At 72.7% G+C, this 24,829-nt stretch carries 22 protein-coding genes; 13 read left to right on the plus strand and 9 right to left on the minus strand.

Annotated elements, in window-relative coordinates; translation table 11 throughout:
* Positions 1-61: 61 nt before the first annotated feature.
* Positions 62-4,531 carry an HAD-IC family P-type ATPase gene (locus ACFYL6_RS26665; RefSeq protein WP_387175369.1) on the minus strand — a complete coding sequence of 1,490 codons (4,470 nt, stop codon included), beginning with the start codon at positions 4,529-4,531 and terminating at the stop codon, positions 62-64.
* Positions 4,532-4,737: 206 nt separating this feature from the next.
* On the opposite strand from ACFYL6_RS26665, the gene ACFYL6_RS26670 reads away from it, so the two are divergent.
* The 4 genes from ACFYL6_RS26670 to ACFYL6_RS26685 all read left to right on the plus strand — a co-directional run bounded on the left by ACFYL6_RS26670 (position 4,738) and on the right by ACFYL6_RS26685 (position 7,393).
* Complete coding sequence (locus ACFYL6_RS26670; protein ID WP_238661476.1) at positions 4,738-4,998, plus strand: hypothetical protein; 261 nt, start codon at positions 4,738-4,740, stop codon at positions 4,996-4,998.
* Between the two features lie 59 nt (positions 4,999-5,057).
* Positions 5,058-6,446 carry an MFS transporter gene (locus tag ACFYL6_RS26675; RefSeq protein ID WP_387175274.1) on the plus strand — a complete coding sequence of 463 codons (1,389 nt, stop codon included), beginning with the start codon at positions 5,058-5,060 and terminating at the stop codon, positions 6,444-6,446.
* A gap of 108 nt (positions 6,447-6,554) precedes the next feature.
* The gene (locus ACFYL6_RS26680; RefSeq protein WP_030331904.1) at positions 6,555-6,749 is read left to right on the plus strand and encodes a hypothetical protein; all 195 of its coding nucleotides are present in this window, start codon (positions 6,555-6,557) and stop codon (positions 6,747-6,749) included.
* 95 nt (positions 6,750-6,844) lie between these two features.
* The gene (locus ACFYL6_RS26685) at positions 6,845-7,393 is read left to right on the plus strand and encodes a YbaK/EbsC family protein (protein ID WP_387175371.1); all 549 of its coding nucleotides are present in this window, start codon (positions 6,845-6,847) and stop codon (positions 7,391-7,393) included.
* Positions 7,394-7,466: 73 nt separating this feature from the next.
* Here ACFYL6_RS26685 and ACFYL6_RS26690 read toward each other — a convergent pair whose 3' ends face one another.
* The 4 genes from ACFYL6_RS26690 to ACFYL6_RS26705 are packed head-to-tail and all read right to left on the minus strand — an operon-like array spanning position 7,467 to position 10,845.
* Positions 7,467-8,108, minus strand: a complete 642-nt coding sequence (locus ACFYL6_RS26690) for a DsbA family protein (RefSeq protein ID WP_387175276.1) — start codon at positions 8,106-8,108, stop codon at positions 7,467-7,469.
* 20 nt (positions 8,109-8,128) lie between these two features.
* Positions 8,129-8,557, minus strand: coding sequence for a SufE family protein (locus ACFYL6_RS26695; protein ID WP_387175278.1), 429 nt, complete (start codon positions 8,555-8,557; stop codon positions 8,129-8,131).
* A gap of 35 nt (positions 8,558-8,592) precedes the next feature.
* A complete protein-coding gene (locus tag ACFYL6_RS26700; RefSeq protein ID WP_030487636.1) occupies positions 8,593-9,018 on the minus strand; it encodes a CBS domain-containing protein in 426 nt (141 codons plus the stop codon).
* A 57-nt stretch (positions 9,019-9,075) separates the two neighbouring features.
* Entirely contained in the window at positions 9,076-10,845 is a 1,770-nt protein-coding gene (locus ACFYL6_RS26705; RefSeq protein WP_387175280.1) for a proline--tRNA ligase, read from the minus strand.
* A 142-nt stretch (positions 10,846-10,987) separates the two neighbouring features.
* Here ACFYL6_RS26705 and ACFYL6_RS26710 point away from each other — a divergent pair, with 142 nt between their 5' ends.
* The 7 genes from ACFYL6_RS26710 to ACFYL6_RS26740 all read left to right on the plus strand — a co-directional run bounded on the left by ACFYL6_RS26710 (position 10,988) and on the right by ACFYL6_RS26740 (position 17,995).
* Positions 10,988-11,518 carry a SigE family RNA polymerase sigma factor gene (locus ACFYL6_RS26710; RefSeq protein ID WP_387175282.1) on the plus strand — a complete coding sequence of 177 codons (531 nt, stop codon included), beginning with the start codon at positions 10,988-10,990 and terminating at the stop codon, positions 11,516-11,518.
* Positions 11,515-12,702: a hypothetical protein gene (locus ACFYL6_RS26715; RefSeq protein WP_387175284.1), complete on the plus strand. Its 1,188-nt coding sequence runs from the start codon at positions 11,515-11,517 to the stop codon at positions 12,700-12,702. Before ACFYL6_RS26710 ends, ACFYL6_RS26715 begins: the two co-directional genes overlap by 4 nt.
* A gap of 226 nt (positions 12,703-12,928) precedes the next feature.
* Positions 12,929-14,086 carry a hypothetical protein gene (locus ACFYL6_RS26720; protein WP_387175286.1) on the plus strand — a complete coding sequence of 386 codons (1,158 nt, stop codon included), beginning with the start codon at positions 12,929-12,931 and terminating at the stop codon, positions 14,084-14,086.
* A gap of 172 nt (positions 14,087-14,258) precedes the next feature.
* On the plus strand, positions 14,259-15,026 hold the full coding sequence (locus ACFYL6_RS26725; RefSeq protein WP_387175288.1) for an SGNH/GDSL hydrolase family protein: 768 nt from the start codon (positions 14,259-14,261) through the stop codon (positions 15,024-15,026).
* Positions 15,027-15,028: 2 nt separating this feature from the next.
* Positions 15,029-15,475 (plus strand): hypothetical protein, encoded by a 447-nt coding sequence (locus ACFYL6_RS26730; RefSeq protein WP_387175290.1) that lies wholly within the window; start codon positions 15,029-15,031, stop codon positions 15,473-15,475.
* Between the two features lie 129 nt (positions 15,476-15,604).
* Positions 15,605-16,996, plus strand: a complete 1,392-nt coding sequence (locus ACFYL6_RS26735) for a hypothetical protein (RefSeq protein ID WP_387175292.1) — start codon at positions 15,605-15,607, stop codon at positions 16,994-16,996.
* Positions 16,997-17,092: 96 nt separating this feature from the next.
* Positions 17,093-17,995 (plus strand): sulfurtransferase, encoded by a 903-nt coding sequence (locus tag ACFYL6_RS26740; RefSeq protein WP_387175294.1) that lies wholly within the window; start codon positions 17,093-17,095, stop codon positions 17,993-17,995.
* 50 nt (positions 17,996-18,045) lie between these two features.
* Here ACFYL6_RS26740 and ACFYL6_RS26745 read toward each other — a convergent pair whose 3' ends face one another.
* From ACFYL6_RS26745 to ACFYL6_RS26755, 3 genes are all read right to left on the minus strand, one after another.
* Positions 18,046-19,239 (minus strand): hypothetical protein, encoded by a 1,194-nt coding sequence (locus tag ACFYL6_RS26745; protein WP_387175295.1) that lies wholly within the window; start codon positions 19,237-19,239, stop codon positions 18,046-18,048.
* Positions 19,236-19,784, minus strand: coding sequence for a SigE family RNA polymerase sigma factor (locus ACFYL6_RS26750; protein WP_387175297.1), 549 nt, complete (start codon positions 19,782-19,784; stop codon positions 19,236-19,238). Before ACFYL6_RS26750 ends, ACFYL6_RS26745 begins: the two co-directional genes overlap by 4 nt.
* 70 nt (positions 19,785-19,854) lie before the next feature.
* Entirely contained in the window at positions 19,855-20,436 is a 582-nt protein-coding gene (locus ACFYL6_RS26755) for a TetR family transcriptional regulator (protein ID WP_387175299.1), read from the minus strand.
* 106 nt (positions 20,437-20,542) lie between these two features.
* On the opposite strand from ACFYL6_RS26755, the gene ACFYL6_RS26760 reads away from it, so the two are divergent.
* On the plus strand, positions 20,543-21,700 hold the full coding sequence (locus ACFYL6_RS26760; RefSeq protein WP_387175301.1) for an FAD-dependent oxidoreductase: 1,158 nt from the start codon (positions 20,543-20,545) through the stop codon (positions 21,698-21,700).
* Here the strand turns inward: ACFYL6_RS26760 and ACFYL6_RS26765 are convergent.
* Positions 21,697-22,920, minus strand: coding sequence for an MFS transporter (locus ACFYL6_RS26765; RefSeq protein ID WP_387175303.1), 1,224 nt, complete (start codon positions 22,918-22,920; stop codon positions 21,697-21,699). The two genes, ACFYL6_RS26760 and ACFYL6_RS26765, sit on opposite strands and share 4 nt — an antisense overlap.
* Before the next feature lie 121 nt (positions 22,921-23,041).
* Between ACFYL6_RS26765 and ACFYL6_RS26770 the strand changes: the two genes are divergently transcribed.
* Positions 23,042-24,829, plus strand: a complete 1,788-nt coding sequence (locus ACFYL6_RS26770; RefSeq protein ID WP_387175305.1) for an HSP90 family protein — start codon at positions 23,042-23,044, stop codon at positions 24,827-24,829.

A 24,829-nucleotide genomic window follows, 5' to 3' on the forward strand; every position in this document is an offset into this window, starting at 1 on the left:
GGTGGGTCGTGACCACCAGCACCGAGAAATCGGCTTTTCACCCGGCACCGCGTGCCGCCGGTCAGTCGGCGGAACCGCCGTCCGCCGCAGGCTCGGCACCGGATCCGGTCCGGTTGGGGCGGGCTGCCGGGAGACGTTCCACCAGCTTGGTGAGCGCGCCGTTGGCGAAGGTCGCGCCGAGCGCCGACCCGGCCCCGATGGTCCAGCCCACCGGCCCGAGCGGGGTGCAGCCGAAGAACTGGCTCACCCCCGGCGTCTGCACCACCACGACCAGCACGCCCAGGGACGCCGCTGTGGAGGCCAGCACGGCCGGGCTGGTGCCGCCGGCCAGGATGGTCTGCCCGAGTTGGGTGCCGACCAGGGACACCAGGGCGACGGTGCCGGCCCGCTGACGGCGTCCGGTGTAGCGGGCCAACGTCCAGCCCGCGGTCGCGCCCAGCGTGGTGGCTGCCGCCCGCAGCCCGATCTCCCTGGTGAGGCTCTCACCGAGCGCTGTGTCGGGGCCCTCCCGGAGCAGCGCGTCGGTGCGGTCCGACGCGGGTGGCCGGACCGCGATGGCGAGCGCCGGTGCCAGGTCGGTGAGCAGGTTGACCAGCAGCAGTTGTCGTCCGGTGAGCGCGGAGCGGCCGGTCGCCGCGGCGGTGAGCACACTGAACGCGATCTCGCCGAGGTTGCCGCCGACCAGGATGCTGAGCGCGTGCCGCACCGACGACCACATCGCCCGTCCTTCGATCAGGGTCGCGATGATGGTTTCCAGCCGGTCGTCGGTGACCACCAGGTCGGCTGCCGCGCGGGCGGCCGGCGTGCCCCGTTGGCCGAGGGCGATGCCGACGTCGGCCAGCCGGATCGCCGGCGCGTCGTTGGCACCGTCGCCGGTCATCGCCACGGTCCGGCCGCACTTCTGCAACGCCTGGATGATCCGCACCTTGTGGGCCGGGGTGCAGCGGGCCACCACATCGGTGTTGGCCAACCGCTCGGCTAGCGCGTCGTCGTCCAGTTGGTCGAGTTCGCCGGCGGTGACCACCCGCTGCTCGTCGTGCTCGCTGATGGTGGCGGCGATCGCCTCGGCGGTGGCCGGGTGATCACCGGTGATCATGATGGTGTGCACACCGGCCTGCCGGATCCGGCGTACCGCCGGGGCGGCGCTCTCCCGGACACCGTCGGCGAGGGCCAGGAAACCCACGAAGGTCAGCCCTCGAACGTCCCCGTCGGTCACCTTCGGGTCGTTCACCGGGCACTCCGCGACGGCCAGGATCCGGTTTCCGGCCCCGGCCCGGTCGGCGAGCATCCGCTCCAGCTCCGCACGGCCGGCGTCGTCCAGCGGCTCCTGACGACCGTCGGTGCGCCGGGACGAACAGCGCGGCAGCACCGTCTCCGGAGCGCCCTTGACGCTCAACAACAGCTGACCATCGGTCTGCCCGACGCTCGCGTGGTAGCCGCGGGACGGCTCGAACGGCAGCCCTCCGGCAGCCCGCCACCCGGCCGCACCGGTCTGCTCCACCACCCCGGCCTCACCGGCATCCCGCCGGACCGCCCGGTCGGTCTGCAACGCCAACTCCTCCGGATCTTTCGCGGCAGGGGTGGCCCGCAGTGCTGCGGCCAACGTCATCCGGAGCCGGTCGTCCAACCGGTCCAGCGGGGCGTACCGGTCGCCGACGCCGTCGCCGACCCCGGCGAGCAGCAGCTTGCCCTCGGTGAGGGTGCCGGTCTTGTCGAAGCAGAGCACGTCCACCCGGCCCAGCGCCTCGATGGTGCGCGGGTTACGGACCAACGCGCCGTGCTCGGCCAGCCGCCGGGCGGCGGCCAGCTGCGCCGCACTGACCAGGAACGGCAGCCCCTCCGGCACCGACGCCACGGCGAGGTTCGCGGCGGTCGCCGCCGTCTCGGCCAGGGGTACGCCCCGAAGCAGACCCGCGCCGGCCACCGCCACCGCGGAACCGGCCGCCACCGGGATGGCCGCGCTGGTCAACGAGCCGAGCCGAGCCTCCACCCCACTGGTCGGGGGTGCCTGCCGTACCAACGCCAGGCTGCGCCCGGCTTCGGTGTCGTTGCCGGTCGCCACCACCACGGCGGTGCCGTGCCCGGCGGCGACGGTGGTGCCGTCGTAGAGCATCGAGTGTCGGTCGGCGATGGCCGCGGCGACCACCGGTCGGTTGGACTTGGCGACCGGCAGCGACTCGCCGGTCAGCGACGACTCGTCGGCCTCCAGGCCCACCGACTCGAGCACCCGGCAGTCGGCGGGCACCGAGTCGCCCGGTTCGAGGGTGATGACGTCCCCCAGGACCAGGTCTTCGGCGGCGAGAACCTGCTCGGCGCCGTCCCGACGGACCCGTGCGGTCACCGCCGACCGCGACAGCAGCGCCGCCAGCGACCGCTCCGTGTTGCGCTCGTGCACCGCCCCGATCAGGGCGGACCCACCGACCACGCTGCCCACCAGCGCGGCGTCGACGAGCGAGCCGAACGACGCGGAGAGCACCGCCCCGGCGACCAGCACCGGAGTGAGCGGGTTGGACAACTCGTCCACGAAGGCGCGCAGCAGCCCACCACCTGGTGCGGCGCCGCCGTTGTCACCGGAGCCGTGGCGTCGGCGCTGCGCTTCGGCGCTGGCCAGCCCGTCCGGGGTGGAGCGTAGGTGGTCGAGCACGGTGCCGACGGGCATGAGGTGCCAGGCGGTTGCCACCGGCGCCGGCGTGTCCGACTGGTCGTGCAACCGGCGGGCCTGCCAGACCCCGTTGGCGAAGGCCAGCCCGGCCGCGCCGTTGACCGCCACGAGCGCCCGGTGCGGCAGTTGGGGCGGCGGGGCCGTGAACGCGCCCAATGCCCCGAGACCGGTGCCGGCCATGGACAGCCGGATGTTCTGCTGAGCCGTGCGCCGGGCCACCCCGGTCGCCTCGATCACCAGCGCCACCACCCGCAGGTCGGCGCCGACCAGCAGGTGCGCGCCCCACGGCGGCAGCTCCTCCGGCGCGGCGAACCCGAGACCGCAGTCGGACGCGCCGAGCGCCTTCCGGTCCGCGGAAACCAGCATCACCACCGCGCCGTCGCGCTGCAACGTGCGTACCGACTCGGCCAACTGGTCCCCGCCGGGCAGCATCGCGTCGGCGAAGCCGTACCGCTGCTCGTCACCGCCGGCGACGACCAGCCGTAGGCCGGCGTGTCGGGCGGCGGAGGGCAGGCCGTCGACGCCCGGCGCCGGTTCCGGTTCGACCCGCAACAGGGCGGCGAGCCGGTCGCCGTGGGCGAGGCCGAGGAGTTGGCCGCCGGCGGAGCGCAGCCGGGCCGCGTCCGGGATGTCGTCCGGGTCGCTCGCGGGCATCCGGTCCAGCGGCGCGAGCCGCCAGCCGTCCGCCGCACGGGAAGCGGCAGGGTCGTCCGGGTCGAACAACGCGAAGGCTCGCTCGGCCACCTGGTCGACGTCCGCGTCGGACGCCGGGGCCAGATCGGCCAGTACGCCCCGGTCCGAGCCCAGCACCGCGGCGTCGAGCACGAGCGTGTCGATCCGGTCCAGTTCCCGCAGCACACTCCGGTCCATGGCGATCACTCCGCGCCGGGCCAGCATCCGGCCGAGCTGAGCCGCGTACCCCTCGCGGCCACTGCCGGGCGCCTTGGGTAGCGCGGACAGGCCCAGCGCGATGGCCCGCTTCGGGCCGGCGAACGGCGCCGCCGCCGCGCCGGCGGCCGCGCCCGCGGCGAGCATGCGGTTGACGTACCGCTCGACCGGGCCGTCCGGCTTCGGCCGGGGGCGGTCGATCACCGGCCAGCGGGCGGTGGCGCGTTCGGCGTCGCCGGTCAGTCGCGGCTCGGCCCGCTCCCAGGCGGAGAGTTGGGCCCGCGCCTCGCCCCACTGCACCACCCGCTGCGCACCGTCCAGGACGATCCCCGTCCAGCGGCCGGTCAGGCCCTGCACCACGGCCTCGGCCAGTGGAAAGAGGACGTCCGCGCGCGGGTCGGAGCCCAGCCGTCTGCCGATGAACTCGTGCAGCTTCGGCTGAAGATCCACTGCGGAGAGCAGACCGGCCACCTCGCCGGGCAGCGGCGCGAACGGGAGGATCCGGGTGGCCGCCGAGATGGTCAGACCCAGCGCGTCCGAGGCGAGCGCGCCGAGGGTTCGCGGGGTGCGCGGCCCTTCCTCGGGTGGGTGCGGCGGTGGGATCTCCGGGTCGGGTTCGTGGTCACAGGTCCGCTCGACCCGGTCGATCGTGGCGATCAGGTCGCGCATCGTCGGCTCGGGGGTCTGGACGGCGACCACCACCCGGCCGGAGGGTGCGTTGACCCGGGCCCAGGCAACCCCGGGCATCCGCTCCAGCGCGCCCTCCACCTGACGGGCCAGCCGGTTCCCGCCGTCCTGGCAGACACCGTGCACCTCGATGTGGTGGCGGCCCGGCCGGGACCAGACCCGACGCCGCGTCAGCCCGGCCGTCCGGGCCAGCCGGGTCGCGGCCGAACTGACCGACCGGGACGCCTCGCCGACCAGGTGCGGTACGCCGAAGGTCGGCAGAATGCGGCCGGCAGCGCGACCCGCCGCCGTCATCGAGGCGTACGGCTGGACGGGCCCCTGTTGCCGCTGGTCCTGACCTTGGCCATGTCGTCCTCCCACCGCACTCACGTCCGGCGGCCTGGCTTCCCGACCTGCCATCCGTTATGCCCCCTGACCGGCGGAATTTTCCGCCGTCGCTGGCGCATGGACGGGGTGGGCCGTGGAAACCGACGACCATCACCGGACATGGGGAGGCCGGCATGAGCACGCTGACGCGACATCTCAACGGTTCACGGGAGAACGTCAAGATGTACAGCCGGCGGGTTCAACTGCCGATGCTGGGTGAGGTGGCGGTGCCGCCCCCGGACAAGGTCGCCTACTACGCCGGGCTCGGGGTGCTCGCCGCGCTACAGGTCATCGAGTGGCCGATCGCCGTGGTGATCACCGCTGGTCACCTGCTGGCAGACCAGCATTTTTCCGGGCTGGTGCGCGGTGTCGGGGAGGCGCTGCAGGACGCCTGATGAGAGCCGGCTCACCTGACGGTTGACCTGAATCAGGGTTGAGGTCGCATGCTCGGTCGATGCCGAGCACAGCCGTCACCGCCCTACCCGCCGCACCCGGACTCTTCGCACCCCGGCTGCGCGCGATGACGGTGGGCAGCGTCGCGTTGATCTCACTCCTCGCGTTCGAGGCGTTGGCGGTCGGTACGGCGATGCCGACCGTCGCGCGCAGCCTGGACGGGTTGGCGCTGTACGGAATCGCATTCGGTGGCCCGTTCGCCACCGGCGTGCTCGCCATGGTGGTCTCCGGCATCTGGTGCGACGCGCGGGGTCCGCGGGGGCCGATGTGGCACGGCGTCGGGTGGTTCGTGGTCGGGTTGCTGATCGCCGGGACCGCCCCCGTGATGAGCGCCCTGGTCGTCGGGCGGGTCGTGCAGGGTTTCGGTTCCGGGCTGCTCTCGGTGGCGCTCTACGTGATCGTCGGGCACGCGTACCCGCAGGAACTGCACCGGCGGATCTTCGCGGCGTTCGCGGCGGCGTGGGTCGTACCGTCGCTGGTCGGGCCGGCGGTCGCCGGCCTGATCGTGCAGCACCTGCACTGGCGGTGGGTGTTCCTGGCGGTGCCGGCGGTGGCCGTGCCGGCGGTGCTGCTGATCCATCCCGGCCTGCGGTCGCTGGCCCGGAGTGCGGCAACGAGCCCGCCGGCGGGTGCGGCCGCGCGGATCGGTTGGGCCTGCGGGGCCGCGGTGAGTGCCGCGCTGCTGCACATCGGGGGACAGCAGCGCGGCGCCACCGCCCTGGGGCTGGTGGCGCTCGCCGTGGTCGGCCTGTTGGTCTGTGGCCCGCGCCTGCTGCCGGCCGGGTTTCTCCGGGCCGCGCGCGGGTTGCCCACCGTCGTGGGACTGCGTGGCCTGGCGTCGGCGGCGTTCGTCGGTGCCGAGGTGGTCATCCCGTTGATGCTCTCCCGGGAACGGGGTCTCTCGCCGACCGCGGCCGGGCTGGTCCTCACCGTCGGCGCGCTGGCCTGGTCGGCGGGTTCCTGGTTGCAGGGCCGGATCCCGGTGCCGGTGTCGCGGGCCAGCCTGCCGCGCGCCGGGCTGATCTGCATCACCGTCGGCACCGCGACGGTCGCGCTGGCCGTCCGGCCCGAGTTGCCGGTGGCCGTCGCCGTGCTCGGCTGGGCGGTCGCGGGTCTGGGCATGGGGCTGCTCTATCCGTCGTTGTCGGTGCTCACCCTGGAGTTGTCCGCGCCGGGTGAGCAGGGCCGCAACAGCTCGTCACTGCAGCTGAGCGACTCTCTCTTCGCGGCGACCGTGCTCGCGCTGACCGGGGCCGTGTTGGCGGCGGGAAGTGCGCCAGGCCCGGCCAGCTACACGACGACGCTTGTGGTGACCGCGGGGTTGGCGCTGCTCGGAGCGCTGCTGGCGGGCCGGGTCGTGGTGGGTGGGGGCGTGCGACCGGCCGGGTGATCCGTGGATTCGGCCGCGTCCCGTTGGCCGACCACCTGGCCGACACGTACGGGGGAACGGGGCGGAAATGAGAGCAACAACGGTTCACGTTCGTCTTACCGTGACGCCATGTTCGCTGTCGTCACCACGGTGATCCTCTACGTCTTCGGCTTCGTCTTCCTCTACGGCGTGATCCGGCTGGGTGTCCGGCACGCGTTCGAGGATCTGGAGCTGCAACGGGCCAAGGCCCAGCGCGAGGAGGAGTTGGCGGCTGCCCGCGACCGCTCCTTCATGCGCGACAACGCTTTCCTCGCCGGCAGTTGAGCGCCGGATCGATCCGGCCCGGGCCGGTGGCGTCGCCGGGCGGCCGGGGAGCCGCCGGGCGGTTCAGCGCCGCGGATGCGAGGATCGCACCCGTGATGGGAACGCTGAAGACCGAACCGGCCCGCGCCCGCCTGGATCTGCTCGCCCCGCCGGTCGCGGAGGCCATCGCGCAGTGGCCGGCCGAGGCGCCGGTGGACGTCAACGACGTGCTGGTCGCGCCGATCGACGCCGACCTCGCCGACACGGCGGCGTTCTGCGCCGCGTACGAGGTGGGGCTTGACGTGTCGGCCAACTGCGTCGTGGTGGCGGGCAAGCGTGAGGGCGTGGTCCGCTACGCGGCCTGCATCGTCCTGGCCACGACGCGGGCCGACGTGAACGGGGTGGCTCGCCGGGCGCTGGACGTCCGCAAGGCGAGCTTCGCTCCGATGGCGGACGCGGTCGAGTTGACCGGCATGGAGTACGGCGGCATCACCCCGATCGGGCTGCCGGCGCAGTGGCCGATCCTGGTGGACTCGCGGGTCATCGCCACACCGCACGTGATCGTCGGGTCCGGCGTACGGCACAGCAAGATCGCGCTGCCGGGGCCGGCGTTGGGCGCGCTGCCGGGAGCGCAGGTGGTGGAAGGGCTGGCCAGGCCGGCCTGACCAGCCATCGGCATCGATGTTGTTGCACGTGAAACATCGTGATCATCGATGCCGACTACCGGTAGTTGGTTACTCAGTGTGAGTGGGCGGCGGACTCGCGCTGCTCGACCTCGGCCAGCGCGGCGAGCAACGTCTGCACCTCCTGCGCGCCGGAGACCGCGTACTTCCCGGCCAGCACGAAGGTCGGCACGCTGGTGATGCCCAGATCCCCGGCGGCGGCCAGGTCGGCGGCGACGTCGGCGACGCGCTCGTCGGAGTCGAGGAACCGGCGCGCGTCGGCCGCGTCCAGGCCGATCTCGCCGGCCAGGGTGGCCAGCGCCTCCCGCGACCCCACGTCGACCCCGTGGTTGAAGTGCGCCTGGTAGAGCGCCTCCACCATGTCGGCCGCCCTGCCCTGGTCGGTCGCCCAAGAGACCAGCCGGTGCGCCTCGAACGTGTTGGCGATCACCGCGCGGTCGTAGTCGAGCCGCAGCCCGTCCGCCGCCGCGACCTGGGTCACGTGGTCGACCATCTGCCGGGCGCGCTCCGGGCCGCCGAACTTGCCGGCCAGCGCCTCCACCAGTGGAACGGGCTGCGGCACCGGCGACGGGTCGAGCTGGAACGGTCGGTAGCGGACCGTCACGTCGCCCTCGTAGCTGGCGAGGGCCTCATCCAGGCGGCGCTTGCCGATGTAGCACCACGGGCAGATGACGTCCGCGTAGATCTCGATCTCCATGATCGGTGGCAACCTCGCGGTCAGGCGAGTTGTTCCCGGATCTGCCGCTTGAGCCGGCCCAGGATCGCCGTGCCTCCGCGGATCCGCAGTGGGCTGATCGCCTGCGCCAGCCCCATCCTTTGGTAGAGGTCGTCCGGCACGGCCAGCACCTGCTCGGCGCTCGCCCCCGACAGCCCTTCGGCGAGGATCCCGGCGAACGCCCGGGTGGTGGGCGCCTCCGGTGGGCAGTCGAAGAGCGTCTCCACGGTGCCCTCCGGGGTCACCCGGGCGCGCAGGAAGAACGCCGTCTGACACTCGGGCACCTGCTCCATGCCCTCGCGCTCCGCGGCACCCTCCGGCAGTGCCGGGATGACGTCCGCGTACTCCAGGAGCATCTCCAACACCAGGTCGCGCGGCGCGGCGGCGAACTCGTCGACGATCTCGGCCAGTCGGGCCGGCATGTCAGCCATGCGTCGAGGCTACCGCCGTCGTGGGAGAGCCTCGGTCACACCGTGGGCGACTGCTCGCTGATCTCGCTGAGCGCGCTGGTGGGGTCGAGCTGCATGGCCAGGTCACCGAGGGAGACGATCCCCACCAGCTTGCGATCACTGTCACAGACCAGCACGCGTCGGATGCCCCGATCCCGCATGAGCGCCGCCGCCTCACCCGCCGTGCAGTGCTGTTCGATCATGACGACCTCGCGGGTCACGATCGAGCCGATGGTGGTGGCCGCAGGGGAGCTGTTCTCCGCCACGGCCCGCACCACGATGTCGCGGTCGGTGAGCATGCCGGCGAGGCTGGCGCCGTCGGTGACCACCACATCCCCGATGTCGGCCTCCTTCATCACCCTGGCCGCCTCGTCCAGGGTGGTCTCGGCCGGCAGGTAAACGACCTGCTTGGTCATCACGTCACTGACCCGGTAACCGGTCATGAGAGCCTCCGAAGACGTATCCACCCGATCCGACTGCACTACCCCGTGACACCGCAGCTACACCAGGCTCGCACGTTCCTGGGCCACCTCGCGGACGAGTCGATCCACCAGCCCGTCCAACGGCAGCTCGGTGCGCCCGTCACCGGCCCGCTCGCGCAGCTCGACGTACCCGTCGGAGAGTCGGCGGCCGACCACGACGGCCCGGGGGATGCCGATCAGCTCGGCGTCGGTGAACTTGACCCCGGCGGAGACGTGCGTGCGGTCGTCGACAAGCACCCGCAGGCCGGCGGCGGCGAGGCGCCCGCCGAGCTCCAGCGCCGCGTCGAGCTGCGGGCCCTTGCCCGCAACCACCAGGTGTACGTCACACGGCGCGACCGCCGCCGGCCAGACCAGACCCCGGTCGTCGTGGTGCTGCTCGGCGACCGCCGCCACCGCCCGGGAGACCCCGATGCCGTAGCAGCCCATGGTCGGACGGACCGGCTTGCCGGCCGGCCCGAGCACGTCGACCGCGAAGGCGTCGGTGAATCGGCGGCCGAGCTGGAAGATGTGGCCGATCTCGATGCCCCGCCGAATGGTCAGCTCGCCCGCCTCGCAGTCCGGACACGGGTCGCCGGCGCGGACGTCGGCCGCCTCGATCGTGCCGTCGGGAGTGAAGTCCCGGCCGCACACCACGTCGGTCGCGTGTCGGCCCGGCTCGTTCGCCCCGGTCAGCCAGGCCGACCCGGCCACCACCCGAGGATCGACCAGGTAACGGATGCCCAGCTTGTCGAGCACTTGCGGCCCGAGGTAGCCGCGAACCAACTCCGGATGATCGGCCCACTCCTCGAAGACGGTCACCTGCGCGGGGTGCAGTGCGGCAGCGACCCGCTTCAGGTCGACCTCCCGGTCACCGGGCAGACCGACGACCAGGGGCTCGGCCCGGTCTGCGCCCGGCTCACGAACGGACAAGACGACGTTCTTCAGGGTGTCGGCGGCGGTCCAGCCGTCCCGACCGCCCAACCGGCGGGCGTTGGCCAACTCCACCAGGCTCGCGATAGTCGGGGTCTCCGGAGTGTCGTGTACCTCGACGGCCGGCTGCGTGTTCGGGTCACCGGCGCTCGGCGCACGGGTGGCCACCGCCTCGGTGTTGGCCGCGTACGCGCAGGAGGTGCAGCCCACGAAGGTGTCCTCGCCGACCGGTGTCGCAGCCAGGAACTCCTCCGACGCGGAACCGCCCATCGCGCCGGACATCGCCTGCACCACCGTGTAGTCCAACCCCAACCGGTCGAAGATCCGCCGGTACGCGGCGCGATGCCGTCCGTACGCGTCCCGCAGCCCCGCCTCGTCCAGGTCGAAGGAGTACGCGTCCTTCATCAGGAACTCCCGGCCGCGCAGCAACCCGGCACGCGGGCGCGCCTCATCGCGGAACTTCGTCTGCACCTGGAAGAGCGTCACCGGGAAGTCCCGGTACGAGGTGAACAAATCCTTGACCAGCAGCGCCGCCATCTCCTCGTGGGTGGGCGCCAACAGGTGCTCGGCGCCGCGCCGGTCGGCGAGGGTGAAGATGTCGTCGCCGTACTCCGTCCACCGGCCGCTCGTCCGGTACGGCTCGGCGGGCAGCAGCGCCGGGAAGTGCACCTCCTGGTCACCGATCGCGAGCAGCTCGCCCCGGACCACCTCGGTGATCCGATCCAGCACCAGCTTGCCCAGCGGCAGCCAGGTGTAGCCGCCCGGTGCGGCACGACGGATGTAGCCGGCGCGCAGCAGCAGCCGGTGGCTCGGCACCTCCGCGTCGGCCGGATCCTCGCGCAGGGTCCGCAGCAACAGGGTCGACATGCGTAGCAGCATCCGAGCAGCCTACGACCGGTGCGACAGGATGAGCGATCCATTTCGATCCGCGCGGCAACCACCGCCGGCAACCATCGGCACCGTTGCCGACGTCTGCAATGACACCAAGCCCACTGCACCCTGACCCCAAGGATCGGCCCGTGTGGACCCTCTGCTGAGTGAGTTCGACTCGTTCGTCCGTACCCGCACGCCAGCGCTGCTGCGCTCGGCCTACCTGCTCACCGGCGACCAGCACCTGGCCGAGGATCTCGTCCAGTCGGCCCTGGCCCGGACCCACCGCTCCTGGAACGGCCTGCACCACAGCGGCAACGCCGAGGCGTACACCCGCAAGATCATGTACCACCTACAGGTGTCCTGGTGGCGACGGCGCCGGGTACCCGAGTCGATGCCGGGCGACCTGCCCGAGCCACGCGGAGGCGACTCGGCCCCGGACCACGCCCACCAGACCAGTCTGCGGCTCACCCTACGGGCGGCGCTGGCGAAGCTCTCCCCGAAGCAACGTGCCGTGCTGGTGCTGCGGTTCTTCGAGGACCGCACCGAGGCGGAGGCGGCGGACCTGCTCGGCGTCACGGTCGGCACCGTGAAGAGCCAGACGGCCAAGTCACTGGCCAGGCTGCGCGCCGTCGCACCCGAACTCGCCGAGCTGTACGTCCTGGAAGGGAGCACCCGATGAACGACCAGCGCCTCCGGCTCGACCTGACCGCCCTGGCCGACGAGGTCACCTCGGTCGACCTGCGGGACCGCACGCTGCGTACGTCCCGCCGGCTCGGTATCCAACGGGCGGTGGCCACGTCGGCCGCCGCGCTGGTGCTGATCGCCGTGGCGACCGGCACCGCCTTCGCCATTCGACCGGACCGGTCCCCGAACCCGCTGCCCGCCGACACCCCGTCGGTCACCGCATCGCCGACGCCGAGTTCGTCGCCCACCCCGACGCCCTCCACCAGCGCCGGCGACCCGGCCGGCATCCCGCCCAGCGGCGGGACGGGCACGAACACCCCGTCCGTGCAGTTCGGCAAGCTCTTCTACGGCCCCGCCACGGTTGTCGAGGCGGAGACGGCGAACCTGCGGTCCTGGCGACCTGGCGACAGTCCGGTGCGACTGCTGGCTCTGCCCGCAGGCCCGGCAGCGAGCAACGCGAGCATCTCGCCGGACGGGCGCCGAGTGGCCTGGGTGGAGAGTGACGACAGCAACGAAAGCACCCTCGTAGTCGCCGACGCCGACGGCTCCGATAGGCAGGAGATGCGCTCGGACGTGGCGAGCAGCTGTTCCCCGGTCTGGTCGCCGGATGGGCGGCACCTGCTGTTCGTGGAGGCCGCCACGGCGACAGGTGAGCCCGTTCGGCGCGGAGTGCTGGACACCCGCAGCGACAAGCGGACCGTCACCTGGTGGCCCGGTCAAGTCCGCGGCTGCCACGCCCTCTGGTCGGCGGACGGTCGAACCATCGCCGTGGCCGTCGACATCGGGGTCACCCTCTATGCCACTGACGGCACGAAGAAGCGGGTTGTTCCCGGCTTCTCCATGAACAGTTGGCTCACCCACGACATTGCCAGCCTGTCCTCGGACGGCTCTCAGATCGCTCTGCTGCGGAGGAAGCCCGGCGAGGAGTCCGGCGACATCGCTCGTGAACTGCGGGTCAACGCGGTGCTGGACACCCGTACGGGCAAGCAGGTCTCGTTGCCGTTGGGTGGGCGCACCTTGGAACAGGTCTACTTCCAGTCGGACGGGTCGATGGTCGTGCGGGTCAAGGCCGGCAGCGGGTACGCGGTGCTGCTCGTCGACGAGGACGGGAAGAAGGTCTCCGAAACCGCCGAGCCGGCGAGCTTGAAGGACATGCAGATCCTGGCCGTCGTCGACTGACGATCAGCGCGAGAAGGGCGGGCCACCCTCGGGTGGCCCGCTCTTTCCGCGTCCGCGCACCGTCGGCGGGCCGGTGTTGATCACCGTCGGTGAACTGCGGAAAAGGTTGCCGGTGCGAGCGGATCCGACTGTCCGGTAGTAGCGCCCTGCGGCGGCAACTCGCCACGGCCAGGGGCTCGTCTTGGGTGGTGTCAGGCACGGTAAACCTCCACAAAGGATGGAAACGATGAGCCTCGGCCCGTTCACCCACACCACCCGTCCCGCCTCGTCCCGCCGCTCCGGCGCGCTCGCCGGTACGGCCGCCCTGCTGCTCCTGGCGTTAGGTGCCGCGGCCTGCGGCACCGCCGACCCGAAGGCCGCGCCCGCTCCGGCCGAAACCGAAACCGGCACCGCCACCGCCACCGCCACCCCCGCTCCCACGACCGGCGACACCTCGGCCGCCGGCACGGGTGGCTCCGTGCCGGATACGGCTTCGGCGGCGCCGGCCGTCGCGTCGGCCCGCCCGGCCGTCGGCTCGACGCAGTGGCCGCAGCTGACCTGGTACACCGCCGAGGAGAACGGCCAGAAGCAGAACGACCCGGCCCGGATCTGGCGGCGTACCCCCGGTGGGAGCTGGCAGTTGGTGCGCGAGGGCCGCCCCTACGACGGCAAGGCCATCATCAGCCCGCCCGCCATCTCGCCGGACGGCCGGCGAGCGGCCTGGCTCGAAGAGTCCGCCGGTCGGCTGGTGATCAGCGGGTTCGACGGCACGAAGCGGCACGCCATCGCGACCCAGGGTCAGCAGGCCTGCGCGCCGAGCTGGCTCGACTCGGGTCGGGTGCTGTACGGCCTGGGCCGGGAGAAGGACATAACCCTCATCGCGGTCAACGCCGACGGGACCGGGCGGAAGGTGCTCGCCAACCGCCAGGCGAAGTGCCCGACGGTGTCCGGCGGATGGATCGCCCAGTTCACCGATCGGACGGTGCGCATCCGCAACGAACGTGGCGACACCCGCTCGATCAGCCCGCGCATCCCGGCCGGCCTCGTCATCGGTGAAGTGGCTGCGATCTCCGGCAACGGCCGGACGCTGGTGATCAGCGCACACACGACCAGCCCCGGGGGATGCAGCTGCGGCTGGCGGTTCCGCAACTACCGGCTCGACGCCGCCAGCGGAGCCGTCACCGAGCTGACGCCGTTGGACCCGGCGTGGAAGCAGCCGACCGGGCACGGCGAAGCCACCGACGGGGTCGTCCTGGCCGACGGCGGCCTCGTGGTCCAGGTCAGCACGGGTGCGGCGGGCGACGACGCGCCGGCGTACCGGCTGGTCAGGTACGCCCGCAGCGGCCGGGTGCTGGCCGCCGCGTCGGGGCCCGACGGCCAGCGGTGGGGCGCACTGCTGGGCTGAGCCACCGGTGCACTGCCACCGGGTACGAGGGACCGGCCACTCACGGGGGTGGCCGGTCCCTCCGTCGTGTGCGCCATGACCTCCGACACGTCGTGGAATCGGGGCGGTGCCAGGCGTTCCTGCGGTGACAGACTGGTCGCCGCAGGCAACGGGTGGCGTGAGGGAGGCGCGGGTGCGCTGGCGCAGTTTTGTCGCGGTCGGGGACAGCTTCACCGAGGGTATGGACGACGCGTACCCGGACGGGACCTTCCGGGGGTGGGCGGACCTGGTGGCGACCCGGCTCGCCGCCGACGCGGGGCCCGACTTCCGGTACGCCAACCTGGCCATCCGGGGCCGGCTCTTCCCCAGCGTGGTCGCCGAGCAGGTGCCCTCCGCCGTGGCGATGAAGCCGGATCTGATCAGCTTCGCGGCCGGTGGCAACGACGTGCTGCGTCGCACCTTCGACCCGGACACGCTCGTCGCCCGCTTCGACGAGGTGGTCCGGCAACTGCGCTCGGGCGGCGCGGACGTGCTCCTCTTCCGGTTCGCGGACGTGATGGCCCGACTGCCCGGCCAACGCCTCGTCGCCCCCCGGGTGCAGCTGCTCAACCAGGCGGTCGGCGAGACCGCCGAGCGGCACGGCGCCATCATGGTCGACCTGTACGCCGACGACACGTTCCTCAACCCGATGCTCTGGAGCACCGACCGGTTGCACCTCTCCCCGGCCGGCCACCGTCGGGTCGCCGGGCAGGTGTTGAACGCCCTCGGGGTTGGTTGCGACGAGGAGTGGCTGATGGTCCCGCCGCACCCGGCGCCCTCGCCGTGGCTGGCCGCCCGCGCCGCCGACCTGCGGTGGGCCGGTCAGCACCTCGCCCCCTGGGTGAAGCGGCGGCTGACCGGTCGGTCGTCCGGCGACACGGTGACGGCGAAGCGCCCGCTACTCGGCCCGCTCGTCGACTGAGCGTGCTCACCCTGCACACCGCCGCACTGCTGCGCCGCGACCGGGACGGCGAGCCGGTACCGGAGCACGCCGTGCTGGTCAGTGGCGACCGGGTCGAGGCCGTCGGTCCGCTGGCCGAGCTGAGGTCCGCGTACGCCGGTGCCCGGGTTCGCCGCTGGCCCGGCACGCTGGGGCCGGGTCTGCTGCACGACCGGCCGCTGCCGCCCGCGCCGACCCCGCGCGAACGGGTGCACGCGCTGCTGCGTACCGGGGTGACGGCGGTGCTTGCCGAACACCTGGCCGACCCGGCGCTGCGCGCCGCCGCCGAGCGGAGCGACCTGCTGGTGCTGCCCACCGCCGTGGCACCGACGCTGCGTCCGGACGGGCGGGCCGACCTCGCGGTGCACGACGTCGACGGCACCTGTCTGGTGACCGTGGTCGCCGGTCGGATCGTCCACCGCCGCGCCTGAACAGGTCGATTCGCCTCCACTGTGGATCATGTCGATCGAATCGGGGTCGCCCGATGTCCGCCGTCCTCGATAGCATCCGCTGCCCCCGCTGATCGGAAGGCGGGGACATCGGGGAAAGGTGGATGAGGGATGACCCTCATACCTGGCACGACGGCATCCGCAAGACAGGTCCGGGCACTGCTGGCCACGGGGCTCTCCGTGGCGGTCGCCGCCGGGACGCTCACGCTCACGGCCGCGCCGGCCGCAGCGAACGACGTCCGGTACGCGCTCTCCGCCGGCGACAACCAGCCGCCGGGTGTGCCGACCGAGCTGCAAACCTCCGGCGAGCCGTGCACGACGGCCGAGCCGTACCAGTTGTGGCAGAACGACGACCTGACGCTCTCCGCCATCCTGCACGACCCGGACGTCGACGTGAACGGTGGCACCGACCGGTTGACCGCGACCTTCGCGCTCTGGCCGGTGGACGAGCCGGCGGCTCGCGTCGAGCGGCTCGGGTTCAACGGCCGGGAGGGCGATCGGGAGAGCGCCCTCTTCGAACGGGAAACGCTCACCCACGACCGGGTGTACGCGTGGCAGGTCCGGTCGGCGGACAGCCAGGCGACCGGCGAGTGGAGTGGCCTCTGCTATCTCCGAACCGACTTCCAGGGTCCGGAGGTCGCGCCGGTCGTCACCTCCACCGACTTCCCGGTCGAGGGCTGGCACCCGGCCCTGCCGGGTCAGTTCACCTTCGACGCGGCGGCGACCCCGGACGCGGTCGGCTTCCGGTACGAGCTGCTCGGCGGCGACGGCGTCCACACGGTGTTGGCAGACCAACCCGGTGGATCGGCCACGGTCACGCTCCGCCCGAATCCGGGACCCAAAACCCTCATGGTGTGGAGCCTGGACGCGGCCGGGAACAGGTCGCCCGAGGCGCGGTACGAGTTCCGGGCCAGCGACGTCGCGCCGATCATCACCGGCAGACTCACCGAGATCGGCGTGCCGACCACGTTCACTGTGCAGCCGCAGATGGCAGGGGTGGTCCGCTACCGGTTCCAGCTGGACGGCGACCCCGAGCAGACGGTGGAGGCGGCGGCCGACGGCACCGCCACGCTGACCGTCACCGCGACCCGGGGCGGCAACCGGACGCTCTCCGTGACCAGTGTGACCGCCGACGGTGTGACCGCCACCACGACGAGCACCTTCGCGTTGTCCACCACCCCGAAGATCACCGCGACGGTCTATCGGCAGGGTGGCACCAGTGGAGGGCCGGGCGTGCCGGGTGTCTTCACCTTCACCCCACGCCAGCCTGACGTGGTCAGCTACCGCTACAGCTTCAACACGGCGACCAGCACCGTGGCCGCGGCGGCCGACGGCACCGCGTCGGTGACCTGGACGCCGACCAAGGCCGGGCTGACCATGCTCTCCGTCTGGAGCATCGACCGGAACGGCACCCAGTCGACTTCGGCGTCCTTCATCTTCTTCGTCGGCAACCAGCCGCCGAGCAACGTGGTGGGCGGCCCGGGCCAGGCGGGCGATCAGTAACCCACCGACCGGCCGGCCGGCCCACCACCCCGTGCGGGTGGTGGGCCGGTCCCGTTACAGCGGTCGTCGAGGGCGATCCGGCGTACCTTGGGGATCATGTCTGTGCCGAACGATCCCGATCCCCGCCTCCAGTCGTACGCGGACCCGCAGCGGCTGGTCACCACCGAGTGGCTGGCCGAGCATCTGGGCGACGAGGGTCTCGTCGTCGTCGAGTCCGACGAGGACGTGCTGCTCTACGAATCCGGTCACATTCCCGGCGCCGTCAAGGTCGACTGGCACCTGGAGCTGAACGATCAGGTCACCCGGGACTACCTGGACGCCAAGAGCTTCGCCGAGCTGTGCGCCGCGAAGGGCATCGGCCGGGGCGACACCGTCGTCTTCTACGGCGACAACTTCAACTGGTGGGCCGCGTACGCCCTCTGGGTCTTCTCGCTCTTCGGCCACGCCGATGTGCGGCTGCTCGACGGCGGCCGGCAGAAGTGGATCGCCGAGGGACGCGAGCTGACCCGCGACAAGCCGGCTCGTCCGCGCGCCGACTATCCGGTGCCGCTCCGGGACGACGCGCCGCTGCGGGCCTTCCGTGAGCAGGTCATGGCGCACGTCGCCTCGGGCCGGCCACTTGTCGACGTCCGGTCGCCAAGTGAGTACACCGGCGAGACGCTGCACATGCCGAACTACCCGCAGGAGGGTGCGCTGCGCGGCGGGCACATCCCGGGCGCGGTCAGCAAACCGTGGAAGTCCGCCGCCAACGAGGACGGCACGTTCAAGTCCGCCGACGAGCTGAAGGCGATCTACGCCGACCAGCTCGGGCTGAGCCCCGACGACGACGTGATCGCGTACTGCCGGATCGGCGAGCGGTCCAGCCACACCTGGTTCGTGCTGCGGCACCTGCTCGGCTACCCGCAGGTGCGCAACTACGACGGCTCGTGGACCGAGTGGGGCAACCTGGTCCGGGCACCAGTGGTCAAGGGCGACCAGCCCGGCGGCCTGGCCGTTTGAGCGGCACCACCGTCTCCGCGTGACAGTGAACGTCGCGCGGGGACGGTGTCTCAGCCCGCGAGTGCGATCACGCCGCGCAGGTCGCGGACGATGCCGGTGATCTCGCCGGTCTCCGGATGCCAGCGCGCCAGGGCGGCCGGTTCCAGTCGGAGTAGCACCGCACCCTTGTTGTCCCAGCCCAGGACGACACAGCAGCCCTTGGCGCGGTCCCGGCCCAGGTCGAGCACGTGGAGCACGGCGCCGGTTCGCGCGTCCAGCACGGCCGCCCCCTCGGCACCGTCGATCTCGCTGCTGGTGATCCAGGCTGCTCGGGCCAGTCGCTCGCCGTGCAGCCAGCCCCGGCCGTAGAACTCGTTGACCTGGTAGGGCGACGGCAGCGCCGAGCGGTTGACCGGCTGTTCGGAGCGAAGTTCGCCCTCCCGGGCGGTCCGGGTGCGTAGCTTCAGGCCGGTCCCCTCGCCGTACATGTCGATCAACGGGGCCTCGCGGCCGGCCGCCGGGTCGGGTGCGATCAACTCCCAGGTCGACACGTCGATCGTGCTGGCTGCCCCGGTGGCCCGGTCCACCGCGTACGTCCGGTCGTCGCCCCCGACCAGCACCCGGTCGTGCGCCCACACGACCTGCTCCAGGTAGCCGTCGAGCGGTATCCGGCGGACGGCCGCCGTGGTGAGGTCGATCATGATCAGCTCTTTGGTCTGCGCGAACGCGGCCGACCGGCCGTCGGGCGACAGCACCCCCGGCTTCAGCGCGGGCGCCTCGTTGCCTCCCGCGTCCCGGGTCGGTGCCAGTGTCACCACGTCGAGGCTGCGCACCACGCCGTCGTTGCCGAGCACCCGGACCGGCCCGTTCGCGTGGTACTCCTCGTCCACCGGCTGGAACAGCGCCAGTGCCCGCTGGACCGGTCGTTCGGAGAGCGGCACGGTCGCCGGGTCACCGAGCCGGGCCAACGGATCGGGCGGGTAGGTCAGCTCGGCGGGCGGTTTCTGCACCGGACCCGCGTGGGTGGGGTCGACGGTCGGGGTCACCGTCGGGCCGACCGGAGGGACCGGCGCCGGATCGGCGGGCGGTCGCAGCGCCGCCACCGTGCCGCCACCGACCAGCACCACGGCCAGGGCGACCACTCCGACGGCCCGCCGGGTACGCCGGGTCCGTCGAGCCCGCTCCCACCCGGCGGCGGCCGGCTGGCTGGGCAGCACGTCCTCGACGGTGACGGTCAGCAGTCGGCGCAGTTCCTGCTCGTTCACGGGTTCACCTCCAGACCGCTGGCCAGATCGGCCGAGCCTCGGCTCGGTCGGGCATCGCGGGCGAGGTCCGGGGCGACCTCGCGGAGTCGGCGCAGCGCGGCGTGACACTGGCTCTTCACGGTGCCGACGGTCACCCCGAGCGCCTCGGCGGTGGCGACCTCGGTCAGGTCCTCGTAGTAGCGCAACACCAGTACGGCCCGCTGCCGTGGCGGCAGGAGGCCCAGCGCGTCGTGCATCGTCAGCCGTAGCGCGCCGTCCCGGTCGTGGGCCACCTGGTCCGGCGGCGCGGCGCTGAGCCACTCCCGCCGTCGACGACGCCACCACGACACCGAGTCCCGGTAGAGGATGGCCCGCACGTACGCGGCGGGGTCGCCGTCGCGGACCGAGGACCAGCGCAGCGCCAGCTTCAGCAGCGCGTCCTGGAGGAGGTCTTCGGCCTGGTGCCGGTTGCCGCAGATCAGGTAGGCCGCGCGGAGCAGCCGGTGCTGGTGGTTCTCCACGAAGGTGAGGTAGCCGTCGCGTCCGTCGTCCCTCGTCGGCGCCATCCGCCCCCCTCCCGGCCGTCGCGGTGTACGCGTCACCTGGCAGACGCACGGGAGGTGGGAAAAGGTTGGGTCAGCTCGGTGGCGTTCCGGTCAGATAGCGCTGGAGGGTCGGCGCGATCCAGGCGACCAACTCCTCCGGCGTGGTGTCCACCATGGGGGGCAGGCGGACGATGTACCGGGTGAAGGCGAGGCCGAGGACCTGACTGGCCACCAGGCCAGCTCGTTGGGCGGTCACCGCGGGATCGCCGCCGAACGTGGCCACGGCGGCGGTGAGTTGGTCGGCGAAGATGCCGCGCATGCGTTCGGCCGCGCCGGGATTGGTGCTGGCGGCCCGCAGCAGCGCCACCAGGGTCTCGTCACCCTCCCAGCGGGCCAGGAAGTGCCGGACCAGCACCTCACCGAGTCGAGCGGGCGGCACCGAGGCCAGGTCGGGCAGGCGTAGGTCGAACTCGGCCGCCGCCGCGAAGAGCCCTTCCTTGCTGCCGTAGTAACGCATGACCATCGACGGGTCGATCTGGGCGTCGGCGGCGATGGCCCGGATGGTGGCGCGCTCGTAGCCGTCCGCCGCGAACCGTTCCCGGGCCGCCCGCAGGATCGCCGCCCGGGTGGCGTCGGAGCGGCGGGGCTGGGTCGTCTGGGCGGAAGGGGGCATGCCAACGACCGTATGCCAACAACTGTTGACACACAATCGAGCGGGCTCTAGCTTTGCCAACAAGTGTTTGCCAACAGGCGTTGGCAAAGGTCTTCTGGAGGTGGCCATGCTGCCCACGAGCACCGACGTCCTGGTGGTGGGCGCCGGCCCCACCGGTCTCGCCACCGCGTTGACACTGGCCCGGCGCGGGGTCGAGGTGACCGTGCTGGACCGGTTGGCCGAGCCGCCGACGACCTCCCGCGCCGCCGTCGTGCACGCGTACACCCTGGAGGTTCTGGACCGGATCGGCGCCGCGGCGCCGCTGATTGCCCAGGCGGTGCGGACGCCGCGCTTCACCGTGCGCGACCGGGACCGGGTGCTGCTGTCGGTGCCGTTCCACGAGCTGCCGTCCCGCTTCCCCTACGCGCTGCTGGTCTCCCAGGCGGTCACCGAGGCCGTGCTCACCGAGGAGTTGGCCGAACTCGGTGTCCAGATACGACGGCCGTGCCAGCTCACCGGGCTGAGCCGCGCCGGCGACGGCATACTCGCCCAGGTCGACGGGGAGGCGCTGCGCGCCCGGTTCGTGGTCGGCGCGGACGGCCTGCACAGCACGGTCCGGCGGTTGGCCGGCATCGGCTTCACCGGCGGCAGCGACGAGGAGTCCTTCGTGCTCGCCGACGTGCGGGTGCGCAGCGTGCTGCCCCGCGACGAGGCGGCGCTCTTCCTCGCCCGATCCGGGCCGCTGGTCTGGGCACCTCTCCCCGGTGGGGTGGTCCGGTTGGTAGCGGCCGTGGAGACCGCCCCGGCCGAACCCGACGCGTCCTACCTCCAGGCGCTGCTCGACGAGCGCGGCCCGGCGCGACGACCCGACCGGGTGACCGAGGTGCTCTGGGGCTCCCGGTTCCGGGTGCACCACCGGATCGCCGACACCTTCCGAGCCGGGCCGGTGCTGCTGGCCGGCGACGCCGGTCACGTGCACAGCCCGGCCGGCGGGCAGGGCATGAACCTCGGCATCTGCGACGCGGTCGCGCTCGGCACCGCAGTGGCGGACGTGCTCGACGGTGGCCCGGAGACGCTGCTCGACGACTACACCGCCCGGCAGCGGCCGATGGCCGAGGACGTGCTGAGCTTCGCCGCCGGGCTGACCAGGTTGGCCGGCGTCTCCCCGGCCCGTCGGCCCGCCCGGGACGTGCTGCTCCGGCTGCTCGGTGCCGTCCCACCGGCCCGTCGGCGCATCGCGCTGCGCCTGTCCGGGCTGTCGCACCGGGAGCGGACGCCGGGTTAGGCCGCGCCGCTCAGCACGGCGGGGGCGACCGGTCGCAGCGTCCGCCACGCGGCGAGCGTGACAAGCGCGAACGTCCCCGCCGCCGCGCCCGCCACGGGCACCGTGCCGTACGCCGCGGCGGCCAGCCCGGCGAGCGCCGCCCCGAGCGGTGCGGTGAGCAGACCGACCATCCGCTGGGCCGCACCGACCCGGCCGAGCAGTTCGCTCGGCACGTTCCGCTGTCCGTACGACGCCCACAGGCTGTTCCACACCACCGTGCCGGCGGCGAAGACGGCCAGTGCGATCCCGCCCGACACCGGGTGCCGGGCCAGCGCGAAGCCGGTCAGCGCCACGGTCTCCACAGCCAGCACGACGCGCAGCGCCGGCACCGTGCCGAGCCGGGCGGCGAGCCGACCCGCACCGAGCGCCCCCGCCACACCTCCGACGATGGCGGCGGCGGTGAACAGCCCGTACCCGGCCGGCGGCACCCGCAGCACGTCCAGCGCGTAGAGCACCAGCACCGCCATGATTCCGCTGATCGCCAGGTTGCTCGCCGCGGTGAGCACCGTGACCCGCCACAGGGTCCGGTGCGCCCGCAGCCAGCGCAGCCCCTCGACGATCTCGCTCCACACCGAGCCGCGCCGGGTCCTCGGCCGTGCGTTCGCGTTCCCGACCGGGGCCAGGGCCAGCACGAGCAGGGCGGCCGCCGCGAAGGTGACGGCGTCGAGGGCGAACGGGAGGGTCGGGGCGACGGCGAACAGGACACCGGCGGCGGGTGCCCCGAGAAAGCCACCGGCCACCGCGGACCCCGCCTGGAGCCGGCCGTTCGCCCGGGGCAGCGCGTCCGGCGGCACCAACGCGGGGAGCAGCGCGAACGAGGCCGAGTCGAAGAGAGTGCCCAACGTGGCGAGCAGAAACGCCGCCACCAGCAGCAGCAGGACGCTGACCCGGTTGAGCGCGACCACCACGGCCAGCGCCGCCACCACGACAGCGCGGACCCCGTCCACCACTGCCATCGTCCGACGGCGGTCCCAGCGGTCCGCGTACACGCCGCCGAGCAGGCCGAAGAGCAACGGCGGCAACTGCGCCGCCACGGTGACCGCCGCGATGACCCGCGGGTCGCGGGTCACGGTCGCGGCCAACAGGGCCAGTGCCGGGGTACGCAGCGCGTCTCCGAACCGGGACGAGACGGCCGCGGACCACAGGAGCCGGAAGTCCCGGCCCAGAGCGGGGGAAGTCATGCCGGCGACCGTGCCGGTTCGACCCGGTCGAGGGTCAAGTCGCCGGGCGAAAAGGGGACCGCGCCTGTCGGTGATCATGGGTACGGTGAGCGCCGGCATCGGGACCGGGGAGACATCAGGCGTGGACCACACTTTCCAGGTCGACCTACGTGGCGTGGTCGACCTGCTCAGTCATCACCTCTACGGCAGCCCGCGGGTCTACGTCCGCGAACTGCTCCAGAACGCGGTGGACGCGATCACCGCCCGGCGCAGGGCCGAACCGGACGCGCCGGCGCTGGTCCGCATCGAACCCCCGGACAGCACCGGCGACGGCACGCTCCGGGTACACGACACCGGCATCGGCCTGACCGAGGCGCAGGTGCACGAGCTGTTGGCCACCATCGGCCGCAGCTCGAAGCGCGACGAGCTGGGCTTCTCCCGACACGAGTTCCTCGGCCAGTTCGGCATCGGCCTGCTCTCCTGCTTCCTGGTGGCCGACGAGATCCAGGTGCTCACCCGGCACGGCGACAACCCCACGGTCCGCTGGACCGGGTACGCCGACGGCCGCTACGCGGTGACGGTGGCCCCGCCGGAGGCCGCCCGCGCCGAGCCCGGCACCACTGTCACGCTGGTGCCCCGCCGCGACGCGGACCAGTGGTTCACCACCCCGACCGTCACCGACCTGGCCCGGCTCTTCGGCGCGCTGCTGCCGGTCACCGTCCGCGTCGGCGACGTCGTCACCACCACCGGGGAACCGCCCTGGCCGACCACGCCGGGTGCGCCACTGGACCGCGCGGCGCTGATCCGGTACGCCCGGGAGACGCTCGGCGTGGACCCGTTCGACGTGCTGCCGCTGGCCGTGCCGGAGGCCGGGCTGACCGGCGTCGCCGTCATCCTGCCGACCCCGGTGAACCCGGCGGCCCGGGCCGGGCACCGCGTCTACCTCAAGCGGATGCTGCTCACCGAGAACGCCGACGGGCTGCTGCCGGAGTGGGCGTTCTTCGCGCACTGCGTGGTGGACGCGACCGAGCTGCGCCCGACCGCGAGCCGGGAGGCCCTCTACGAGGACACTCTGCTGACCGCGACCCGGGAGGCGCTCGGCGACCAGGTCCGCGGCTGGCTGGTCCGGCTGGCCCGGCACGACCCGCACCGGCTGGCCGAGTTCCTCCAGGTTCACCACCTCGGCGTGAAGGCCCTGGCGCTGCACGACGACGAGATGCTCCGGCTGGTCGACAGGTGGTGGCCCATGGACACCAACGTCGGCACACTCACCCTCGCCGAGTTCCGCGAGCGCTACGGCGTGGTCCGCTACGCGGCGAGCCTCGACGAGTTCCGTCAGCTCGCCGCGGTGGCCGCCGCGCAGGACCTGGCGGTGGTCAACGCCGGCTACACCTACGACACCGAGCTGATCGAGCGGCTGCCGGCGGTGGACCGCTCGGTGCTGATCGAGCGGCTGGAGCCCAGCGACCTCACCACCCGGTTCGACGCGCTCGACCCGCAGGTGGAGTTGGCGCTGCGACCGTTCCTCGCGGCGGCGCAGCGGGCCGTCGAGCGTTCCGGCTGCGAGGTGGTCATCCGGGCGTACGACCCGGTGTCGCTGCCCGCGCTCTACCTGGTCAGCAGGTCGGCCGCGTTCAACGACCAGCTCGCGGCCAGCCGGGACCGGGCCGACGAGCTGTGGGGTGGAGTGCTCGACGCGCTCGCCGCCACCGCCCCACCGGACCGTCCGCAGTTGGTGCTCAACCACCGCAACCCGCTGGTCCGACGGGTGGCCATGCTGAGCGACCCGGAGCTGGTCGGCCTCGCCGTCGAGGCGCTGTACGGGCAGGCCCTGCTGCTCGGCCACCATCCGATCCGCGCGGCCGATGCCGCGCTGCTGAACGATTCCTTCCTCGGCCTGCTCGGCCGGGCTGTCCCGGGACGGGAGTGA

It is taken from the genome of Micromonospora sp. NPDC007208 (assembly GCF_042869175.1).
In the GTDB taxonomy this organism is placed as follows: Bacteria; Actinomycetota; Actinomycetes; order Mycobacteriales; family Micromonosporaceae; genus Micromonospora; species Micromonospora foliorum.

What these genes read in the sequence shown, in the direction of transcription:
- ACFYL6_RS26715 (WP_387175284.1), top strand. Translation starts at nt 11,515, where the DNA reads ATGAACGACCAGCGCCTCCGGCTCGACCTGACCGCCCTGGCCGACGAG.
- ACFYL6_RS26755 (WP_387175299.1), bottom strand. Translation starts at nt 20,436, where the DNA reads ATGCCCCCTTCCGCCCAGACGACCCAGCCCCGCCGCTCCGACGCCACC.
- ACFYL6_RS26735 (WP_387175292.1), top strand. Translation starts at nt 15,605, where the DNA reads ATGACCCTCATACCTGGCACGACGGCATCCGCAAGACAGGTCCGGGCA.
- ACFYL6_RS26690 (WP_387175276.1), bottom strand. Translation starts at nt 8,108, where the DNA reads ATGGAGATCGAGATCTACGCGGACGTCATCTGCCCGTGGTGCTACATC.
- ACFYL6_RS26680 (WP_030331904.1), top strand. Translation starts at nt 6,555, where the DNA reads ATGTTCGCTGTCGTCACCACGGTGATCCTCTACGTCTTCGGCTTCGTC.
- ACFYL6_RS26740 (WP_387175294.1), top strand. Translation starts at nt 17,093, where the DNA reads ATGTCTGTGCCGAACGATCCCGATCCCCGCCTCCAGTCGTACGCGGAC.
- ACFYL6_RS26760 (WP_387175301.1), top strand. Translation starts at nt 20,543, where the DNA reads ATGCTGCCCACGAGCACCGACGTCCTGGTGGTGGGCGCCGGCCCCACC.
- ACFYL6_RS26685 (WP_387175371.1), top strand. Translation starts at nt 6,845, where the DNA reads ATGGGAACGCTGAAGACCGAACCGGCCCGCGCCCGCCTGGATCTGCTC.
- ACFYL6_RS26670 (WP_238661476.1), top strand. Translation starts at nt 4,738, where the DNA reads ATGAGCACGCTGACGCGACATCTCAACGGTTCACGGGAGAACGTCAAG.
- ACFYL6_RS26765 (WP_387175303.1), bottom strand. Translation starts at nt 22,920, where the DNA reads ATGACTTCCCCCGCTCTGGGCCGGGACTTCCGGCTCCTGTGGTCCGCG.
- ACFYL6_RS26705 (WP_387175280.1), bottom strand. Translation starts at nt 10,845, where the DNA reads ATGCTGCTACGCATGTCGACCCTGTTGCTGCGGACCCTGCGCGAGGAT.
- ACFYL6_RS26720 (WP_387175286.1), top strand. Translation starts at nt 12,929, where the DNA reads ATGAGCCTCGGCCCGTTCACCCACACCACCCGTCCCGCCTCGTCCCGC.
- ACFYL6_RS26675 (WP_387175274.1), top strand. Translation starts at nt 5,058, where the DNA reads ATGCCGAGCACAGCCGTCACCGCCCTACCCGCCGCACCCGGACTCTTC.
- ACFYL6_RS26700 (WP_030487636.1), bottom strand. Translation starts at nt 9,018, where the DNA reads ATGACCGGTTACCGGGTCAGTGACGTGATGACCAAGCAGGTCGTTTAC.
- ACFYL6_RS26665 (WP_387175369.1), bottom strand. Translation starts at nt 4,531, where the DNA reads ATGACGGCGGCGGGTCGCGCTGCCGGCCGCATTCTGCCGACCTTCGGC.
- ACFYL6_RS26750 (WP_387175297.1), bottom strand. Translation starts at nt 19,784, where the DNA reads ATGGCGCCGACGAGGGACGACGGACGCGACGGCTACCTCACCTTCGTG.
- ACFYL6_RS26695 (WP_387175278.1), bottom strand. Translation starts at nt 8,557, where the DNA reads ATGGCTGACATGCCGGCCCGACTGGCCGAGATCGTCGACGAGTTCGCC.